This window comes from Phocaeicola sp. RTP21198st1_B8_RTP21198_201120 (assembly GCF_040929485.1).
Lineage (GTDB): Bacteria > Bacteroidota > Bacteroidia > Bacteroidales > Bacteroidaceae > Phocaeicola > Phocaeicola dorei.
In genome coordinates, this window is the sequence record NZ_JBCOCI010000345.1 from 1 (window position 1) to 278 (window position 278).

Consider the following 278-nt stretch of genomic DNA (forward strand, 5'->3'; position numbering starts at 1 on the left):
GGTAGAAGCCGGACAAAGCAAAGAACTTTCATACAATCTAAGCAGTTCTTCTGCAAATAACCAGATAAAGCTGGAAGTATCACGCATACCTTCGGTTGATATCAGCCGCCGGTTCGACTTCTTATATAACTATCAGCACCATTGTACGGAACAGTTGACTTCCAAGGCTTTGCCTCTTCTGTTTGTCGGTCAATTCAAAACAATAGATAAGATAGAAGCCGAAAAGATAAAGACAAATATACAGGAAGCTATCCGGCAGATTTATGGTCGTCAACTCC

Annotated in this window: 1 pseudogene; it reads left to right on the forward strand. The window is 41.4% G+C overall.

From position 1 onward, the window contains the following. Positions 1 to 278: pseudogene (locus AB5935_RS26130) on the forward strand (hypothetical protein); the annotation flags it as partial.